Here is a 17,649-nt window from a genome sequence, read left to right on the forward strand (position 1 = left end):
CTGGCGCACACGTGCAGGTGACCGGCGCTGCGCGGCTTCATCGCGCAGCGTCCAGTGACCGAAGGGAACGGGGTCGACCGTAGGGTTAGGCATCGGCCGCGTTCTGGACGCTGGATGTGAGTTGCCGAAGTGCCTCTTGGTCCTCCGGTTCGAGCCCTACCAGGAACGACTCAATCCGCTTGCGAAGCAAGGCGGTGAATTCGGCGCGGAACCAGACGAAGGCGACACTGTAGAAGTGCATGTCGCGGTCGGTCACCTCTATGTCGTAGAAGGTCTTCGGATGGGTCAGGCGATTGCGCGACGACTTTGCCGCAACAAATGCCCTGTAGCCCTCTCCTGCAGCGCCAAACCGATGGTTGAGGCGCCATATGCAGATGGCGAGTTTGAAGGTTCGCTTGAGGCTCTGATCAAGGGGGAGGAACTTGCCCGCATCTGATTGGAAGAGCGACAGCGAGCCGAGGGTCTTCAGTTCTCGTTCGGAGAGCGGCTCTGGATGCTCACCGCGCCGGACCGACGAGCGGACCTCGATCCGTATGCACTCCAGCGCCGCCTCGATGTACGCGAAGATGGCTCGTGCGACAGACCGTCGAAGTAGCTGCGACTGACGGTCTTGCTCCAGAAGTTCGTAGGCAGCGTGCACATCATCTGTGAGCGCGTGGAAGAGCTCGTGAGATCGAATGAGACCGTCTCCGAGGGAAGGGCTGTCTGGCATTCCGATGCCTAACAGCTATTCAGACGCAGAAGCGTCCGGGTTATTGCTGATAATACGGACACGGTTCAAATGCCTTAATAATATTGAATGACGTGGAGATTATCTGATCCCCATCTTCTTATCAATCAACAATCATATGGACAGGGCTCGCACGTCTGCTTCGCGGAAACTTTCCCACCGGCCGCTCCTGGCCGCACTGAGACATTGCAGCAAGGGGGCGGGTTCGGATTAGTTTGTGCGGCATGGGTCGTTTCCAGAAAGTCGGCGCTGGCGGCACGGCGATTCACGCTGTCGTGGAACTGGATATCACGTCCCTTTAGTTGCTTTTCGCAGATCTTTGATCAACAAGTGAAGGTGATACGGGTCGGTCGGGCTTGGATCAAAATCGAAATGCTCATAGAACCGTCGAGCGTCGTTGTCCTTGGCATGAACAATGACCGCGCGGATACCGGCAATATCGGCAGCCTGAAGAGTCCTGGCAAGAGCATCATGCAGCAGGGCCGCTCCCAATCCTTTCCGTTTGGCCCCGTTGTCGACAGCGAGTCTGGCGAGCAACATCACCGGAACAGGGTGGCGAGCCAAACCTTTAACCATTCGGGTGGGCGCCTGAGCGTGGGCAACGGCTCCCACTGCCAGGCTGTAATAGCCGACGACCTTTTCGTCAGCCAGCGCCACATAGGTCCGCGTGCTGCCGGCCGACTGGCTGTGCAGGGCAAAACGGGAAATGAAACGATTGAGTGCATCATGGCCGCAGTCAAAATCATCGACTATGTGAATGCGATCAAGCTTCCGAATAAGCCAACCGGCATTCCTTGCCACCACTACTTGCCTGTTTTCATCAGGCGGGAAAGACGTGGCCGTGCGCGAGGCGGCGCGTCAAGCGCGGCCTGAAATGCCTGCCATTGGGCGTCATCGAGAATGAACAAACGCCGGTCCGCCAAGGTTTCGGCGGCAGACGTCAAGCCACTGTCCAGTAGAAATTCGCTGACTGTTTTGTCTTGGGCTTGGGCCGCGGCCTGGATCATCTCCTTGGCGGCAGGCGAGATACGCAAATCGACCCGTTGGGTCTTCGAGGAAGCCAGCATGACGTCACCTCTGAAGTTAACTGAAGCACAGTATATCGTGTGTTCAATCGCCGTACAATGGTTTCAGATTGGAGACTGATGCCCAGCGACTTCTTGTGGCCGCACTGAGACATAGAGAGATCGGTCATCGATGGCAGCAAAGGTCAAAATGCGCTTACTCACCAACATAGCATCGAGATTGTTCGACTCTACCCTGCGCAAGAGTTGGCGCTGGCGACACGGCGCCGCTTGGACGAATTGCGGCGATGCAGCGCCGCAGTATCTCAGCGGCTATTGAATCGCGCAGCGAGCTGGGCCAGCTTTTCCTGACGCTTCTGCTCGGCTTCCTTTTGCCGTTGCGCTTCCTTTTGCGCCTGTTCCTCGGCCTTGCGGCGGTCGGCGGCTTTCTTGAAGCGCTCGCGCAGGGTCGTGTTGGCGACTTCGCGATGTTCGCCGGTGACTTCGCCGGCCGGCTTGCCGTCGAGATCGAAGCGCTCCTTGCCGGCGAGCAGCGCCTTCAGGTAGCGCGTCGATGCGGTGTGGCTGCGCATCGCCAGGCGCAGCTGGGCGGTTTCGACTTCCGGCATTCTTTCGATGACGGCCTTGTGGATGCCCAGGGCGAGGGGCTTGCCCTCGCGAAAGACCGCGAAATTCGCGCAGAGGGTTTCGAGCAGCGCGTTGCGCGGCGAGGATTTTGCGGGTGTGGAGGTCATACCTGGAGTCCGGTTGTCAGGCCGATGTGATGAGTTGAATGGAGCGTCGGTCGGGCCGGGCTCAGTGGGGTTTGTCGGGCTTGTCGGGTTTGTCGCGTTTGTCGTGATGGTCGATTGCTTCGACGACGCGGATCGAATGGATGTCCTCGACCACGATGGCTTCGCCTTCGATGACATGGCCATCGGCCGGGCGTTGTTTCATGGTCTTGCGCAGTGCGCGGGTTTTCCACCAGAACCAGCCGAGGCCGACGAGGCCCGCGACGGCAAGCACGGCAAGCACGGCAAGCAGCACCAAAGAAAACATGAAGCCGACGACGAGCAGGACCACGCCGGCCAAGGCGGCGAGGATACGGGTCAGCAGGCTGGATTCTCCGGGTTGCATGGCGCTGTCAGGCAAACTTTATCATTGATGTCATTTACGCTTTGCAGGCTGCCGCGGCGATGTCGAGCGAGCGTAAGCGAAGATCCGGATCGAAGATATCGCATACCAGCATGAATTCGTCGGCGGCCGTTGCCTGCTTCAGCGCCGCCAGGCCGGCGCGCACCGTCGACGGGCCGCCGATCACCGCGGCGGCGAGGAACTGGCCGATCGCGGCCCGTTCCTGCGGGTGCAAGGTCGCGATGAAATCCTTCACCGGCGGCGGCAGGCAGCGCCGGTCGCCATGCAGTATGCCCAGCACGCGCTGATGGACGCTGCTGGCGAGGAAGTCGGCTTCGGCATCGGTGGCCGCGGCGATCAGCGGCACGCCGATGATCACATAGGGTAGTGCGAGGCTGGCCGAGGGCCGGAACTCGCTGCGGTAGAGGGCGATGGCCTGGTGCAGCAGGCCCGGCGCGAAATGCGAGGCGAAGGCGTAGGGCAGGCCGCGCTCGGCCGCCAGTTTTGCGGAAAACAGGCTGGAACCGAGCAGCCAGATCGGCACGTCGGTGCCGGCGCCGGGCATCGCGACGACGCTCTGGCCGGCTTGCGGGGCCGCCAGCAGTTGCTGCAGCTCGGCCACTTCGCGCGGGAAGTCGGCTTCGCTTTCGACCCGGTCGCGGCGCAGTGCGCGCATGGTGGTGCGGTCGGTGCCGGGGGCGCGGCCGAGGCCCAGGTCTATGCGATTCGGGTAGATTTCGGCCAGGGTGCCGAAGGCCTCGGCCACCACCAGCGGCGCATGGTTGGGCAGCATGACGCCGCCCGAGCCGACGCGCATGCGGCGGGTGCCGCCGGCGATGTAGCCGACCAGCACCGCGGTGGCGGAACTGGCGATGCCCGGCATGTTGTGATGCTCGGCCAGCCAGTAGCGCGTGAAGCCGAGCGACTCGGCATGCTGCGCGGTGCGCAGCGCGATCGCCAGCGCCTCTGCCACGCTGCCGCCCTCGCGCACGGCGACGAGGTCGAGCATGGACAGCCGGGTGTCCTCAAGAGTTGTCATGGTTGGTCGATCGCGGGGCGATGGGTCGCTTGCTGCAGGCCGGGAATTTACACCGGATCGGATCAGGCCGGCAGGTCTTCGCGCGTGACCAGGAATACCTTGCCTTCGGCATCTTCGGTATCCAGCCAGACTGCCGGCAGATCGGGAAAGGCCGCGGTGACCAGGTCCTGGTTGTGGCCGACTTCGACCGCCAGCACGCCGCGCGGATTCAGGTGCGCGCGCGCCTCGGCGAGGATGCGGCGCACGATGTCGAGCCCGTCCGGGCCGGCGGCCAGCGCCAGCGCGGGCTCGTGGCGGTACTCGGGCGGCAGCGCCGCCATGGCCTCGGTCGTGACGTAGGGCGGATTGCTGAGGATCAGGTCGTAGCGCTTGCCCTTGACCGCCGCGAACAGGTCGGACTCGATGGCCTTGACGCGGTCTTCCAGATGGTAGTCGGCGATGTTGCGGCAGGCCACCACCAGGGCGTCCGCCGAAATGTCGATGGCATCGACGGCGGCATTGGGGAAGCTGTGGGCCATCAGGATCGCCAGGCAGCCGGAACCGGTGCACAAGTCGAGCGCGGATGCGACGCCTTCGGGATCGTCGATCCAGGGCGCAAAACCGCTTTCGAGCAGTTCGGCGAAGTAGGAACGCGGCACGATGACGCGCTGGTCGACGTAGAAGCGGAACTGTCCGAGCCAGGCTTCCTGCACCAGATAGGCGGTGGGCAGGCGGTGCACCACGCGCCGCTGCAGGTTGTCGAGCAGGGCCAGGCGCTCGCTGCGCGTGAGGTGGGCGTCGAGCCAGGGTTCCAGCCTGTCGTGCGGCAGGTGCAGGGTGGCCAGCACCAGCCAGACCGCCTCGTCCCAGGCGTTGGTGGTGCCGTGGCCGTAGCACAGGCCGGTTTCGTTGAAGCGGCTGACCGCCCAGCGCAGCCAGTCGCGGATCGTGACCAGTTCGTCGGTGGCGCCGTCGATCATTCGGACAGGAGGCCTTCGAAAGTGAGTTCGTAGATGCGCGCCAGCGGTTCGAGATCGGCCACCGCGATGCGTTCGTCCACCTTGTGGATGCTGGCGTTGGTCGGGCCGAACTCGACCAGTTGCGGGCAGATGTCGGCGATGAAGCGGCCGTCGGAAGTGCCGCCGGTGGTCGATAGTTCGATGGCGCCGCCGGTCACGGCCGCCGCCGCCGCGCTCAAGGCGTCGCAGAGTTCGCCGCGCGGCGTCAGGAAGGGTTTGGCGCCCAGCGTCCAGGCGATCTCGTATTCGAGCCCGTGGCGGTCGAGCAGGGCATGCACGCGGGATTGCAGGCTGTCCACGGTGCTGGCCGTGGAAAAGCGGAAGTTGAACATGATCTCGAAACTGCCGGGCACGACATTGCCGGCGCCCGTGCCGGCGTGGGCGTTGGAAATCTGGAAGCTGGTGGGCGGGAAATAGTCGTTGCCGGCGTCCCAGGTAGTTGCCGCGAGTTCGGCCAGCGCCGGTGCGGCGAGATGCACCGGATTCTTCACCAGATGCGGATAGGCGACATGGCCCTGCACGCCCTTGACGCGCAGCGTGGCCGAGAGCGAGCCGCGGCGGCCGTTCTTCATGGTGTCGCCGAGGCGGTCGACGCAGGTCGGCTCGCCGACGATGCAGAAGTCGATGATTTCGTTGCGCGCCTTGAGCGCTTCGACCACGCGCACCGTGCCGTCGACCGCATCGCCTTCCTCGTCGGAGGTCAGCAACAGCGCCAGGGAGTTGGCGCTGACGCCACGGCGCGCAATCAGGCGTTCCATGGCGACGATGGCGGCGGCGATCGAGCTTTTCATGTCGGCCGCGCCGCGACCGTAGAGCCAGCCGTCGCGCACGGTCGGCTCGAAAGGCGGCGAGGTCCATTGTTCCAGCGGGCCGGTGGGCACCACGTCGGTGTGGCCGGCAAAGCAGATCAGGCGGCCGGCGGGTTTGCCACCGGGTTTGCCACCCGCGTCGCGCCGCGCCCAGAGGTTAGAGACGCCGCCGGCATCGATGCGTTCGATGTGAAAACCCAGCCGGATCAGCCAGGAGGCGATCAGGTCGAGGCAGCCGGCATCGTCGGGCGTCACCGACGGGCGCGCGATCAGCGCCCTGGCTTTTTCCAGGACCGGCATCAGGCGTCCATGTTCAGCTTGAAGTCGCTGAAGGATCCGGGCGCGACGGACTTGGTGTAATCGGGGGCCGCGGACGGGTCGGGCTGCGCCGCCGGGGCCGCGGCTGCAGCGGCGCCGGCCGCCGCCGGGGCTGCGGCGTTGTTGATCACCTGCTGCAGGTTGTTGGCCGAATCGGCGTTGTTCAGCGCTTCTTCGAGCGTGATGACGCCGGTGCTGTAGAGCGTGAACAGGCACTGCTCGAAGGTCTGGCTGCCGGGCACCATGGACTTTTCCATGGCGTCCTTGATTTCGCCGAGGTCGCCCTTTTCGATCAGTTCGGCGATGTAGCGCGAATTGAGCAGCACTTCGACGGCCGGCGCGCGGCCGCCGTCGGGCTTCTTCACCAGGCGCTGCGAGATCACGCATTTCAGCGTGACGCCGAGGTCGGAGAGCAGGGCCGGGCGGTTTTCCAGCGGATAGAAGCTGATGATGCGGCTCATCGCGTGGTAGCTGTTGTTGGCGTGCAGCGTGGCCATGCACAGGTGGCCGGATTGGGCGTAGGCGATGGCCTGGCTCATGGTGTCCTTGTCGCGGATCTCGCCGATGAAAATGACGTCGGGCGCCTGGCGCAGCGCGTTCTTCAGCGCGATGTGGAAGGCCTTGGTGTCGGAGCCGACCTCGCGCTGATTGACGATGGATTTCTTGTTCTGGAAGATGAACTCGACCGGGTCTTCCAGCGTCAGGATGTGGCCCGACTTGCGCGCGTTGCGGTAGTCGATCATCGAGGTCAGGGTGGTCGACTTGCCCGAGCCGGTGGCGCCGACCATCAGGATCAGGCCGCGCTTTTCCATGATGACTTCCTTGAGCACTTCGGGCAGCTGGAGCGAGTCGAAATCCGGAATGTCGCCGGGGATGTAGCGCACCACGATGGCCGGCGAACCTTTCTGGCGGAAACAGGACAGACGGAAGTTGCCGGTGCCGGGCATGTTGTAGGCGCCGTTGAATTCCAGTTCCTCGAGAAACTCGTTCATCTGCTTCTCGGTCAGAACCTCGCCGAACAGCGTCATGATGGTCGCCGCATCCATGATCGTCTGGTTGATCGGCACCGAATTGCCGTTGATCTTGATGTGGATCGGCGAACCGACGGAGACGAACAGGTCCGAAGCCTTCTTCTCCGCCATCAACTGGAACAGTCTCTGCATCGTGCCCATGCTGGTCTCCTCCGGGGATTGCCTGCGTCAGTCGCGCAGCAGTTCGTTGATGCCGGTCTTGGCCCGTGTCTGCGCATCGACCCGCTTGACGATGACGGCGCAATACAGGCTGTACTTGCCGTCGGCCGAGGGCAGGTTGCCGCTGACCACCACGGAGCCTTCCGGAATGCGGCCGTAGATCACTTCGCCGCTGGCGCGATCGTAGATCTTGGTGCTCTGGCCAATATACACGCCCATCGAGATTACGCAGTTGTCCTCGACGATGACGCCTTCGACGACTTCCGAGCGGGCGCCGATGAAGCAGTTGTCGCCGATGATGGTCGGGTTGGCCTGCAGCGGTTCCAGCACGCCGCCGATGCCGACGCCGCCCGACAGATGCACGTTCTTGCCGATCTGCGCGCAGGAGCCGACGGTGGACCAGCCGTCGACCATGGTGCCTTCGCCGACATAGGCGCCGATGTTCACGAAGCTCGGCATCAGCACCACGTTCTTGCCGATGAAACTGCCGCGCCGCGCGATGGCGCCGGGCACGACGCGGAAGCCGCCGTTGGCGAAGTCGTGGGCCGCGTAGTTGCTGAACTTGTTCGGCACCTTGTCGTAATAGCGCATCGGGCCGGCTTCGGTCACGGCATTGTCTTCGAGGCGGAAGGAGAGCAGCACGGCCTTCTTGATCCACTGGTGGGTGGTCCATTGGCCGTCGATCTTTTCGGCGACGCGCAGGGAGCCTGAGTCGAGCTCGCCGATGACGTGGGCGACGGCGTCGCCGATGCGCGCCGGAGCGGCGCCGGGGCTCAGGCTGGCGCGGTCTTCCCACGCCTGTTCGATGATTTGCTGAAGTTCGGTCATGGCGGCTTCTTTCAGAGAGATAGACAAAAATCGTTGATGCGGCGCGCGGCTTCGAGGCATTCCTGGTGCGGTGCGACCAGCGCGATGCGGATGAAGTCGGCGCCCGGATTGATGCCGTTCGCTTCGCGCGCGAGGTAGCTGCCCGGCAGCACCACGACGTTCTTCTGGCGCAGCAGTTCGCGGGCGAATTCGGTGTCGGCGATCGGAGTCCTGGCCCAGAGGTAGAAGCCGGCATCCGGCACGCGGCAATCCAGGTGGCGGGCGATCAGCGGCGTGACTTCATGGAATTTTTCGGCATACATGCGGCGGTTGTCGCGCACGTGGGCCTCGTCGCCCCAGGCGGCGATGCTGGCGGCCTGGACCGCCGGGTTCATGGCGCCGCCGTGGTAAGTGCGATAGAGCAGGAACTGCTTGAGCACGGCGGCATCGCCGGCGACGAAGCCCGAGCGCAGTCCCGGCACGTTGGAACGCTTGGAAAGGCTGGAGAAGGCGACGAGGTTGCGGTAGTCGGCGCGGCCCAGTTGCGCGGCGGCGGTGAGGCTGCCCAGGGGCGGCCGGCTTTCGTCGAAATAGATTTCCGAGTAGCACTCGTCCGAGGCGATGACGAAGCCATGACGGTCGGACAGCTCGAACAGGGCTTTCCAGGCGGCCAGGTCCATCACCTTGCCGGTTGGGTTGGCCGGCGAACAGACATAGACCAGTTGCACCTCGCGCCAGGTGCTCTGCGGCAGCGAGGCCCAGTCCATGTCGAAATCATTGTGCGGCAAGGTGTTGAGGTAGATGGGCTCGGCGCCGGCGAGCAGCGCGGCGCCTTCGTAGATCTGGTAGAAGGGATTGGGGCAGACCACCTTGGCGCCGCCGTTGCCACGATGGCGGCTGCGGTCGATGACGGTCTGGGCGAAGGCAAACAACGCTTCGCGCGAGCCATTCACCGGCACCACCTGGGTCGCCGCATCGGGTGCCGGCACGCCGTAGCGGCGTGCGATCCAGCCGGCGATGGCCTGGCGCAGCGCCTCCGAACCCTGCGTAGTCGGATAGTTGGCGAGCCCGGCGAGGTTGTCCGCCAGCGCGCGCTGGATGAAAGGCGGCGTCGGATGCTGCGGCTCGCCGATCGACAGCTTGATCTCGCCGAGAGTTGGCGCTGGCGACACGCCGGCAAACAGCTGGCGCAGCTTTTCGAAGGGATAGGGCTGCAGGCGGGCGAGATCGGGATTCACGGAGCGGCGCGGGAGGGACGGAAAGGACGGCATTATACGAGAGCCCATAGTCGGGCGACGGGCCGGGACGGCTGGTCGATGCCGGCAGATTTCCGGTACATTCGCATTTCTGCAGCGCCTGAGGAGACAAGCATGGGACAGATGATCGAATTCAAGCGGCCGGACGGCAGCGTCTGCGGCGGCTACCTGGCCGGCGCCGGCCAGGGTCGCCCCGGGGTGGTGGTGATCCAGGAATGGTGGGGACTCAATGACCAGATCTGCGGCGTTGCCGACCGCTTCGCGCGTGCCGGTTACAACGCGCTGGCGCCCGACTTGTTCAAGGGCCGCGTCACCCAGGAGCCCGACGAGGCCAGCCACCTGATGAGCGGCCTGGATTTTCCCGGCGCCACGCATCAGGACATCCGCGGTGCGGTGGACCATCTGCGCGGCATGGACGGCAACGCCAAGGTCGCCGTGATGGGCTTCTGCATGGGCGGCGCGCTGACCATCGCGGCGGCCGTGCATGTGCCGAATGTTTCGGCCGCCGTGTGCTTCTACGGCATCCCGCCCAAGGAATTCGCCGATGCGGCGGATATCCGCATTCCGTTCCAGGGGCATTTCGCCAGCAAGGACGACTGGTGCACCCCGGCCGCCGTCGGTGCGCTGGAGGCCGCGATGCGCGCCAGGGGCGCGATGCCGGACCTGTATCGCTACGAAGCCGACCATGCCTTCTTCAACGAGCGGCGCGGCGAGGTCTACGACGCGGCCTGCGCCAACCAGGCCTGGAGTCGCACGCTGGCCTTCCTGGCCGGGGCCCTGGGCTGATCCATGCCGACACCCGAACTGACACCCGCCGACTGGGTGAATATCAGCCTCACCGAGGCCTTGCTGGCGCGCGACGGTCCGCCGCTCTACGTCGCCGCCAAGCTCGGCTGCCTTGCCGCGGTGAAAGTGATGTGCGAGGCCGGCACCAACGTCGAGGTGCTCGGTCCGAACAAGCAGCGCCCGCTGCACGCGGCGGCGGCCGGCGGCCACGAGAGCATCGCGGCGACCCTGGTCAGCGCCGGCTGTGATGTCGATGCCCAGGACGAGGACGGCAACACGCCGCTGATCACGGCGATACTCAATGGTCATGCCGCGCCGGTCGAATTGCTGCTGGCGGTCGGCGCCGATATCGAGATCGCGCGGCTCGACGGCCTCACCGCGATCCACATGGCGCAACTGCCGGGCACGCCGAAAGTCATCTACGAGTTGATCATGCTCGGCCAGGAGGAGATCTGAAGCGCAAGGCTCCGGCATGAAGCTCTACCTGGCGGGGCCGGACGTGTTCCGGCCTGACGCAGTGGCCTGGGCCGCGCAGGTGCGCGCGCTGTGCCGCGAGCAAGGTCACGAAGCCCTGGTGCCGCTGGACGAAGCGCGTGGCACGGCGCTCGACATCTATCGCAGCAACCTGCGGCAGATAGTCGCGGCTGATGCGGTGCTGGCCAACCTCAATCCGTTTCGCGGCGCCGAGCCGGATTCCGGCACCTGCGTCGAAATCGGCTATGCGCTGGCGCTGGGCAAGCCGGTGATCGGCTACCTGGATGCGCTGGTTCCGCTGCGCGAGCGGCTGCAGGCAGTTGGCGCGGACAGCGACTACCGCGATGCCGCCGGCTGGGCCGTGGAGAATTTCGGCCTGCCGCTCAACCTGATGCTGGCGGTGCCGGTGCAGTTGGTGCAGGGCGGGCTGGAAGCGGCGCTGGCGACGCTGCGCGAAACCGTGGAGCGCGAACCGTAGGGCGGGCTGTAGGGCGGGCTTCAGCCCGCCATCCACCCTTGGCCGACTGAAGTCGGCCCTACAGCGATAAGCCGTTGTCGCGAGCAAGCTCGCTCCTGCATCCATCGGTTTCAACATGTCTGCGTACTAGCGGGTCTTCGGCGCCATGCGGATTTCCGGCACGATGCGGGTGTTTTCGCCATCGACGATCAGCCAGAGTTCGGCTTCCTGCAGCGTGCATTGCAGCTGCATGCCGCGCTCGGCCAGGGCCGCCAGCGCGCGGCTGTCCTCGGTCGAAAGATTGATCACCGTGAGCTTGTCCTGGCGTTGCAGGGCGGCCTGGTTCTGCTGCCACCACATATCGGCGACGCGCCCGCCGTAAGTCAGCACCACCACCTGCTGCGAGCGCCCGCAGGCACGGCGGACGCGCTTTTCGTCGGGCAGGCCGACGTCGATCCAGAGTTCGATGGCGCCGGTCAGGTCCTTGCGCCACAAGTCGGGCTCGTCCTCGGACGACAGGCCCTTGCCGAAAACCAGCGCCGGATCGGCGTGCAGGGCGAAGGCCAGCACCCGCACCATCATCCTTTCGTCGGTTTCCGACGGATGGCGGGCGACGGTCAGCGTGTGGTTCTGGTAATAGTTGCGGTCGAGATCGGCGATCTGCAGTTCGACCTTGAAGATGGTGGATTTGAGGGCCATGGCGCGCTGCTGAAACGGCGCCACATTAAACTACAGAACGGTCGGCATGGAGGCAAGAAAATGGTGGCACGCAGGGTAGCGGTGATCGGTGTTGCCAGCGGCTACGGCGCCGGCGATCCGGCTTGCCAGGACGGATCGGAGGTGATCCGCGCGCTGCGCTTCCTGTCCGATCTCGAAGCGGTCGACGCCGGGCTGTACTGGGACGAGCCGATCCGGCTGGCGCTGCCAGGTCCTGCCGACGCGCTGGATGCCGTGGAAAACATTGCCGGCCAGCTCGCGGATCGCGTCGGGCAACACCTGGAGCAGGGCGATTTCCCGCTGGTGATCGGCGGCGACCATTCCTGCGCCATCGGCACCTGGTCGGGCGTCAAGCGCGCACTGGGCGCGTCGGCACGGCTCGGCCTGATCTGGATCGACGCCCACATGGACAGCCACACCATGGCGACCAGCGCGACCCGGCATATACACGGCATGCCGCTGGCCAGCCTGCTGGGCCAGGGCGATCCGCGCCTGAGCGGAGTGGCCGGCGCAGGCGCGAAGCTGTTGCCCGAAGATGTCTGCCTGATCGGCGTGCGCAGCTTCGAAGCGGAGGAGGTGATCCTGCTGCGGCAACTCGGCGTGCGCGTCTATTTCATGCACGAGGTGCGGCGTCGAGGCTTGTCCGAGGTGTTCGCCGAGGCCTTGTGCCGGGTCGCCGCGCACACCCGGGGCTATGGCATCAGCATCGATCTGGATGCGCTCGATCCGGCTGAGGGGCCGGGCGTCGGCACCCCGGTTCCCGGCGGCCTGCTGCGGGCCGACATGACCGATGCCCTGGCGCTGGCACAGGGCGATGAGCGCTTGCTGGCAGTGGAAATCGTCGAATACAACCCCTATCGCGACGAGCACTTCGTCACCGCCCGCGCCATCCACGACCTGTGCCGGTCGCTGATCCCCTAGCGGCGGCCGGCCGGGCCTGCCGCTACTTCTTGATCGGGGTCGGTATCGACGACTTGCCCTGGGCGCCGCCGAAAGGCAGTGCCGGCGTGGCGGGTTTGGTCTTGTCCTGCTTGGGCTTTTTCTGCTCGCGATTGCTGCGCATTTGTCCCTTGGCCATTTGATTCTCCTGAAAGTATGAATAATGCATTGCGTGGGGCCGGGTATGCAGTACCGACCGGGCGGAAGAATTGCCGGGCCGGTGATCTGCAATCCTGCGGTGGGGGCCGGCGGGCTGTTGTGGATGGTACTCCCAAACGGCGCGGGCCGTAGCCGGCGCGGCCGTGAATATTCGCACACCGATTTGACTTTGCGCGCGACGAGGCATACAGTGAATTTGCGTTCGACTTGAGGGCAGTTTCAGGAGGAATCTAGCGCTGAAAAAACGTCCGCGACCTACCGTTCCACCCTGTGATCAGGAGTCATCCAGGCTCCAGCCCTGATGGGCAGCGCCGATTTGTGCAACAGCTTGCGGGCGCATTACAAGTACAGCTAAAGAGGCAAGCAAAAGGTCCGTTCCGGTGAAATGCCGCAATGGGCCTTTTGCCGTTTACCGGGATAAATTAGCGCGACAAATAAGCGCGACAGATTGCCACGACAAGTTCAGGAACTGCAGGACAGCGCCGAGCAGCCGGCCTTGTGCCGCGCCCATTCGGGCCGGCGCGCGGCTAGGTCCGCATTCTCGGGCTGCTCGTCGTAGGGGCGTTGCAGCACCGCCAGCAGGCGCTCGATGACCGATGCATCGCCCTGTTCCAGCGCGTCGATCGCCAGCTGCGCCAGATAGTTGCGCGCGACGTATTTTGGGTTGCAGCGGTTCATCCGCGCCCGGCGCGCGGCGGGGTCCTGGCGGTCGCGGCGCACGCGGTCGACGTAGCGCTGCAGCCAGGGCAGCAGGTGGCGGCCGCTGTCGCCGTCTTCGACATAGAAGGCAGGCCGCAGCGGGGCGAGCAGTTCGTCGTCGGCCAATTCCGCCGCGGCCAGCCCGATCGGCACCTCGGCCAGCCGGCGATAGAACAGGGTCATGTCGGTCTCGACCGCGTGCAGCAAGTCGTCGAGTTCGGTCAGCAGCGTGGCGTCGTTCTCGTCGAGCGCCAGCAGGCCGAGCTTGTCGGCCATGATGCGGCGCGAGGCGGCGGCAAAGGTGCGGCCGTAGCCGGCGATGCCGGCTTCCAGATCCGTGACCGCGGGGATCAGCGGCGACAGGGCGGTGGCCAGGCGCAGCAGGTTCCACTGCGCGATTTCAGGCTGCCGGCCGTAGCAGTAGCGGCGGCCCTGCGCGTCGGTGGTGTTCGGCGTCCAGCCCAGGTCGTAGCCCTCCAGCCAGCCGTAAGGGCCGTAATCGATGGTGAGGCCGAGGATGGACATGTTGTCGGTATTCATCACGCCATGGACGAAGCCGACGCGCATCCATTCCGCCACCATCAGCGCGGTGCGGCGGCAGATTTCGTCGAACCATTTTGCATACACCGCGGGCGAGGGCGGGCCGAGTTCGGGATGGTGGGTGGCGATCACGTAATCGGCGAGGCGCCGGAGTTCGTCCAGCTCTTCATGTGCGGCGAGGATTTCGAAGTTGCCGAAGCGCACGAAGGAGGAGGCGACGCGGCAGACCACGGCGCCCGGTTCGTCCTGCGCATTGCCGTCGTAGAACATGTCGCGCTCGACCGGCTCGCCGGTGGCGACCAGGGAGAGCGCCCGCGTCGTCGGCACGCCGAGATGATGCATGGCTTCGCTGCAGAGGAACTCGCGCAGCGAGGAGCGCAGCACCGCGCGACCGTCGGCGTGGCGCGAGTAGGGCGTGCGGCCGGCGCCCTTGAGCTGCAGTTCGCGGCGCTGGCCGTCGGCACCGATCATCTCCACCAGCGTCAGCGCCCGGCCGTCGCCCAGCTGGCCGGCCCAGTGGCCGAACTGGTGGCCGCCATAGCGCGCCGCGTAAGGCTGCATTCCCGGCAACACGCGATTGCCGGCGAGCACCTCGGCCGCGGCGCCATCCGGCGCTTGCGGGCGCGCGATGCCGAGCAGGGCGCTGACGTCGTCGCTCCAGGCCAGCAGGCGCGGCGCCGCGACGGGGGTCGGGCTGACCCGGCTGTAGCAGGCCTTGCGCACCGGCCGCGGGACGTCCCGCGGCAAGGGGTCGGCAGGCAGCTCGCGGACGAAGCTGTTGTCGAAACGGCTCGCCAGCAAGGGGTCGCAGAGGTCGAGCGGCGCGGCAACGCCGGGAAGATTGCGCAGGATGTCGTTCATGGCAGGTGGGAGTGATGCCGGCAGGGAGTTGGCGCTGATGAAGCAACTGCGCTACAAGGCGGTCGAGCAAACTACGCTCTCCTCGCCGTAGCGGATGGCGATACGGCGTTTGTACCCGCGCCCCGGGCCAATATCAACCCTGAAGCTAGTGTGGCGTCAGCCGCGTGAAGTAGGCTTTGCTTTCCCGCTTGCGCCACTCCCATGGCGGAAACGGTGCCACGTCCTGCCACAGGCCGATGCGCCGGGCGCGTGCATCGAACTCGGCGTACTCGTAATAGCCCTGTTCTTCCAGCGACTGCTCGCGGCGGAGTTCGCGATACCACCAGGCCAGCCCGGCCTCCAACTGCGCCAGCGCGGCGTCGCGCGTGCGGGCACAGCCTGGACAGTCGGGCGGCTGCACCATGACGCGCGCGACGATGCGCCCGTAGTCGTCTTCCTTGCGCCGTTCGACGCTGACCTTCCTGCCCAGCAACAGGTCTGCCAGATTCTTGCGCGACTCCCGGCCGAAGGCCTGTCTGGGTTCCGGCGCGTCGATGCCGGCGAGGCGGATCTTGTAGCGGGTTTTGCGGCTGTCCATCACGATGATGACGTCGCCCTCGGCAACCTCCAGCACCGTTGCCTGCAGGCTCTCGCAGCGGGCCGCGGGCGGGGTCAGCAGGCAGCCCAGGGCCAGGCAGCGGGCCAGACGGCGAAGACTTCCGGAGACGGGAAAATCCATGGTCGATGAATTCCCTCTTGGCGTTTGCGCGCAAAGGCGATCACCCATGCTACCAAACCCGGCCCGCCACTGCCGGTCCGCACCTTGCCACTGGCGGCGCGCACGGCCATTGGGCATAAAATGCGGATTAGACTGCGATTGAGCGCAGCACGATACCAAGCTGTTGGATATCCGGTCGCCATCCGCCGCGGCGCAATGCGGCGGCGGGCCGATCGGATCGATTCGGCGGAGGAGGATTAAACGCATGAAGACCGTTCAATGGGGGTTGGACTATTACACCGGCTTGCCCGAGGTGGACCGGCAGCATCAGGAGTTGTTTGCCCTGATCAACCGGCTCAACGCCGCGAAATCGTGCTCGCCGGAAGCGCTCGACCAGGCGTTCGCCGAATTGCGCGACTACGTGCGCGAGCATTTCGGGCTGGAAGAGCAGTTGATGGCCGAGGCACAGATCGACGCCGAACATTACGCCCAGCACCGGGCCGCGCATGCGGGCTTCGTGGCGCGCCTGGATCAACTCTGGCAGGCCCGCGGCGAAGACAGCGAATGGGTGGCGGAGGAGATGCTGGCCTTCCTGACCAACTGGCTGGTGCAGCACATCCTGCTTACCGATCGCAAGATGGCGCTCGAAATCCATACCCGGATGGGCACCCAGGCGCCGCACAACATGTTCGAGCACTTCTGACGCCGTTTCGCGGCCCGGCCGCCTAGTAGCCAGTCAACAAGGAAATGGCGCATTCCCTGTAGGAGCGAGCTTGCTCGCGATAAGCCGTTGTCGCGAGCAAGCTCGCTCCTACATCCATCGGTTTCAACATGTCTGCGTACTAGGGCATGATCTCGACGTATTCGTAGACTTCGGCATCGACCAGGCGTTTGCGCAGGGGCAATGGCAGCCTGGCGAACCAGGCATGCGGGTCGTGCCTGTCGATCTCGCGGCCGATGAATCTCACCAGTTCGCAGATCGGTTCGACGACGTTGCGGCGATAGCGTTCGTCCTTCTTCACATAGCCCAGGTAGAGGTTCTTCATGCAGTTGCCGCGGCACCAGGGGAAGGCCTCGCAATTGTCGCAGGGCATTTCCGGGCTGGGCTGCAGCGGACTTTTCCGCAGCCAGTTGCCCTGGATCTCGCCCATCTGCATTTCCGGGGCATACATCATGTCGGGACAGGGAAATATCTTGCCGTCGGGCATGACGTTGATCAGGTGGGTCGAGACGCGGCATTGCGTCCGCCCGGCATACAGCTCCCGGCCGCGCGTCGGCAGCACCTTGTTGCGCACGATGCCCATCAGCGGCACCAGCGGGTAGAGCGTCTCGCTGCTGGCGAAGAATTTGTCGATCAGGCGCACCAGCACCAGCTTGCGGCGGTCGACCGAATCGCCGGCATACATCTCGTCGGCAACGAACTGCCAGTACAGGTAGTCGATGGCTTCGACCGCGGTGGCCAGCTCGTCGAGTTCCTCGAAGCCGGTGTCGGGGTTGCCCCAGGTCACGCGCGCCGTGATGCTGCCGCCGACGCGCTGATGGACGTGGTTGAGGTTCTTGATCACCTGGCGCCAGATGCCGCGGCCGCGGTAGCCGTCGGTGATCTGCTCGCCGCCGTCGATCGATACCAGGATGTTGGAGAAGCGGCCCAGCATCCAGTCGGGCAGGTTGTCGAGCAGCGTGCCGTTGGTCTGCAACTGGTAGCGGAACTCGGGGAAGCGCCGCATCACGGCCTGCATCATGGGCAGGTTGAGCGTCGGCTCGCCGCCATAGAAGGTGACGTAGATTTCCTTGCCCTGCAAATGCCGCGCGACGAAGGCCGCGAGCTGCTCGATGTCGTACTTGAGTTCGGTCTGCGAGCCCAGCATGTCGCCGACGCCCAGCGAACAATAGGTGCATTTGAGGTTGCACTTGAGCGTGGTCAGCAGTTGCAGTTCGACGCGGCCGCCGACGATGGGATCGGGGTCGGAAACGGGCTGGGGCGTGGGTGTGAGCTGGACGATGTTCATGATTCCGGTTCTTCTTGGGCAGTGGT

At 65.1% G+C, this 17,649-nt stretch carries 21 protein-coding genes; 5 read left to right on the forward strand and 16 right to left on the reverse strand.

Features of this window, described 5'->3' with window-relative positions; all coding sequences use genetic code 11:
• Positions 1-85: 85 nt before the first annotated feature.
• From RMO95_RS07665 to dapC, 11 genes are all read right to left on the reverse strand, one after another.
• Entirely contained in the window at positions 86-712 is a 627-nt protein-coding gene (locus tag RMO95_RS07665; RefSeq protein ID WP_310450020.1) for a hypothetical protein, read from the reverse strand.
• 306 nt (positions 713-1,018) lie between these two features.
• Positions 1,019-1,531, reverse strand: coding sequence for a GNAT family N-acetyltransferase (locus tag RMO95_RS07670; RefSeq protein WP_310450021.1), 513 nt, complete (start codon positions 1,529-1,531; stop codon positions 1,019-1,021).
• 2 nt (positions 1,532-1,533) lie between these two features.
• Entirely contained in the window at positions 1,534-1,797 is a 264-nt protein-coding gene (locus tag RMO95_RS07675; protein ID WP_310450022.1) for a DUF1778 domain-containing protein, read from the reverse strand.
• Between the two features lie 263 nt (positions 1,798-2,060).
• Positions 2,061-2,489: a ProQ/FINO family protein gene (locus RMO95_RS07680; protein ID WP_310450023.1), complete on the reverse strand. Its 429-nt coding sequence runs from the start codon at positions 2,487-2,489 to the stop codon at positions 2,061-2,063.
• A 61-nt stretch (positions 2,490-2,550) separates the two neighbouring features.
• On the reverse strand, positions 2,551-2,871 hold the full coding sequence (locus RMO95_RS07685) for a hypothetical protein (protein WP_310450024.1): 321 nt from the start codon (positions 2,869-2,871) through the stop codon (positions 2,551-2,553).
• A gap of 34 nt (positions 2,872-2,905) precedes the next feature.
• The gene (locus RMO95_RS07690) at positions 2,906-3,907 is read right to left on the reverse strand and encodes an LLM class flavin-dependent oxidoreductase (RefSeq protein WP_310450025.1); all 1,002 of its coding nucleotides are present in this window, start codon (positions 3,905-3,907) and stop codon (positions 2,906-2,908) included.
• A 62-nt stretch (positions 3,908-3,969) separates the two neighbouring features.
• Positions 3,970-4,866: a 50S ribosomal protein L3 N(5)-glutamine methyltransferase gene (gene prmB, locus RMO95_RS07695; RefSeq protein WP_310450026.1), complete on the reverse strand. Its 897-nt coding sequence runs from the start codon at positions 4,864-4,866 to the stop codon at positions 3,970-3,972.
• Positions 4,863-6,014 carry a succinyl-diaminopimelate desuccinylase gene (gene dapE, locus RMO95_RS07700; RefSeq protein WP_310450027.1) on the reverse strand — a complete coding sequence of 384 codons (1,152 nt, stop codon included), beginning with the start codon at positions 6,012-6,014 and terminating at the stop codon, positions 4,863-4,865. Before dapE ends, prmB begins: the two co-directional genes overlap by 4 nt.
• Positions 6,014-7,204 carry a PilT/PilU family type 4a pilus ATPase gene (locus tag RMO95_RS07705; protein ID WP_310450028.1) on the reverse strand — a complete coding sequence of 397 codons (1,191 nt, stop codon included), beginning with the start codon at positions 7,202-7,204 and terminating at the stop codon, positions 6,014-6,016. The genes dapE and RMO95_RS07705 overlap by 1 nt, the downstream gene beginning before the upstream one ends.
• 27 nt (positions 7,205-7,231) lie before the next feature.
• Positions 7,232-8,050, reverse strand: coding sequence for a 2,3,4,5-tetrahydropyridine-2,6-dicarboxylate N-succinyltransferase (gene dapD, locus RMO95_RS07710; RefSeq protein ID WP_310450029.1), 819 nt, complete (start codon positions 8,048-8,050; stop codon positions 7,232-7,234).
• A gap of 11 nt (positions 8,051-8,061) precedes the next feature.
• The gene (gene dapC, locus RMO95_RS07715; RefSeq protein WP_310450030.1) at positions 8,062-9,267 is read right to left on the reverse strand and encodes a succinyldiaminopimelate transaminase; all 1,206 of its coding nucleotides are present in this window, start codon (positions 9,265-9,267) and stop codon (positions 8,062-8,064) included.
• 132 nt (positions 9,268-9,399) lie between these two features.
• On the opposite strand from dapC, the gene RMO95_RS07720 reads away from it, so the two are divergent.
• From RMO95_RS07720 to RMO95_RS07730, 3 genes are read left to right on the forward strand one after another with little or no spacing between them, the layout of a single operon-like run.
• Positions 9,400-10,071 carry a dienelactone hydrolase family protein gene (locus RMO95_RS07720; protein WP_310450031.1) on the forward strand — a complete coding sequence of 224 codons (672 nt, stop codon included), beginning with the start codon at positions 9,400-9,402 and terminating at the stop codon, positions 10,069-10,071.
• A 3-nt stretch (positions 10,072-10,074) separates the two neighbouring features.
• Positions 10,075-10,527 (forward strand): ankyrin repeat domain-containing protein, encoded by a 453-nt coding sequence (locus RMO95_RS07725; protein WP_310450032.1) that lies wholly within the window; start codon positions 10,075-10,077, stop codon positions 10,525-10,527.
• A gap of 16 nt (positions 10,528-10,543) precedes the next feature.
• Positions 10,544-11,023 carry a nucleoside 2-deoxyribosyltransferase gene (locus RMO95_RS07730; RefSeq protein ID WP_310450033.1) on the forward strand — a complete coding sequence of 160 codons (480 nt, stop codon included), beginning with the start codon at positions 10,544-10,546 and terminating at the stop codon, positions 11,021-11,023.
• A 126-nt stretch (positions 11,024-11,149) separates the two neighbouring features.
• On the opposite strand, the gene RMO95_RS07735 is transcribed toward RMO95_RS07730, so the two are convergent.
• The gene (locus tag RMO95_RS07735; protein ID WP_310450034.1) at positions 11,150-11,701 is read right to left on the reverse strand and encodes a YaeQ family protein; all 552 of its coding nucleotides are present in this window, start codon (positions 11,699-11,701) and stop codon (positions 11,150-11,152) included.
• A gap of 60 nt (positions 11,702-11,761) precedes the next feature.
• Between RMO95_RS07735 and RMO95_RS07740 the strand changes: the two genes are divergently transcribed.
• Positions 11,762-12,640 carry an arginase gene (locus RMO95_RS07740; RefSeq protein ID WP_310450035.1) on the forward strand — a complete coding sequence of 293 codons (879 nt, stop codon included), beginning with the start codon at positions 11,762-11,764 and terminating at the stop codon, positions 12,638-12,640.
• Between the two features lie 22 nt (positions 12,641-12,662).
• Here RMO95_RS07740 and RMO95_RS07745 read toward each other — a convergent pair whose 3' ends face one another.
• The 3 genes from RMO95_RS07745 to RMO95_RS07755 form a co-directional block, all read right to left on the reverse strand.
• Positions 12,663-12,797 carry a hypothetical protein gene (locus RMO95_RS07745; protein WP_310450036.1) on the reverse strand — a complete coding sequence of 45 codons (135 nt, stop codon included), beginning with the start codon at positions 12,795-12,797 and terminating at the stop codon, positions 12,663-12,665.
• Between the two features lie 482 nt (positions 12,798-13,279).
• Positions 13,280-14,917, reverse strand: a complete 1,638-nt coding sequence (locus tag RMO95_RS07750) for a protein adenylyltransferase SelO (RefSeq protein ID WP_310450037.1) — start codon at positions 14,915-14,917, stop codon at positions 13,280-13,282.
• 145 nt (positions 14,918-15,062) lie between these two features.
• Complete coding sequence (locus tag RMO95_RS07755) at positions 15,063-15,635, reverse strand: thermonuclease family protein (RefSeq protein WP_310450038.1); 573 nt, start codon at positions 15,633-15,635, stop codon at positions 15,063-15,065.
• Between the two features lie 244 nt (positions 15,636-15,879).
• Here RMO95_RS07755 and RMO95_RS07760 point away from each other — a divergent pair, with 244 nt between their 5' ends.
• Positions 15,880-16,317, forward strand: coding sequence for a hemerythrin family protein (locus RMO95_RS07760; RefSeq protein WP_310450039.1), 438 nt, complete (start codon positions 15,880-15,882; stop codon positions 16,315-16,317).
• Between the two features lie 139 nt (positions 16,318-16,456).
• Here the strand turns inward: RMO95_RS07760 and RMO95_RS07765 are convergent, their stop codons facing one another.
• Positions 16,457-17,623, reverse strand: a complete 1,167-nt coding sequence (locus RMO95_RS07765) for a radical SAM/SPASM domain-containing protein (RefSeq protein WP_310450040.1) — start codon at positions 17,621-17,623, stop codon at positions 16,457-16,459.
• Positions 17,624-17,649: the final 26 nt, after the last annotated feature.

It is taken from the genome of Sulfuritalea sp., from assembly GCF_031426875.1.
Classification (GTDB): domain Bacteria; phylum Pseudomonadota; class Gammaproteobacteria; order Burkholderiales; family Rhodocyclaceae; genus Sulfuritalea.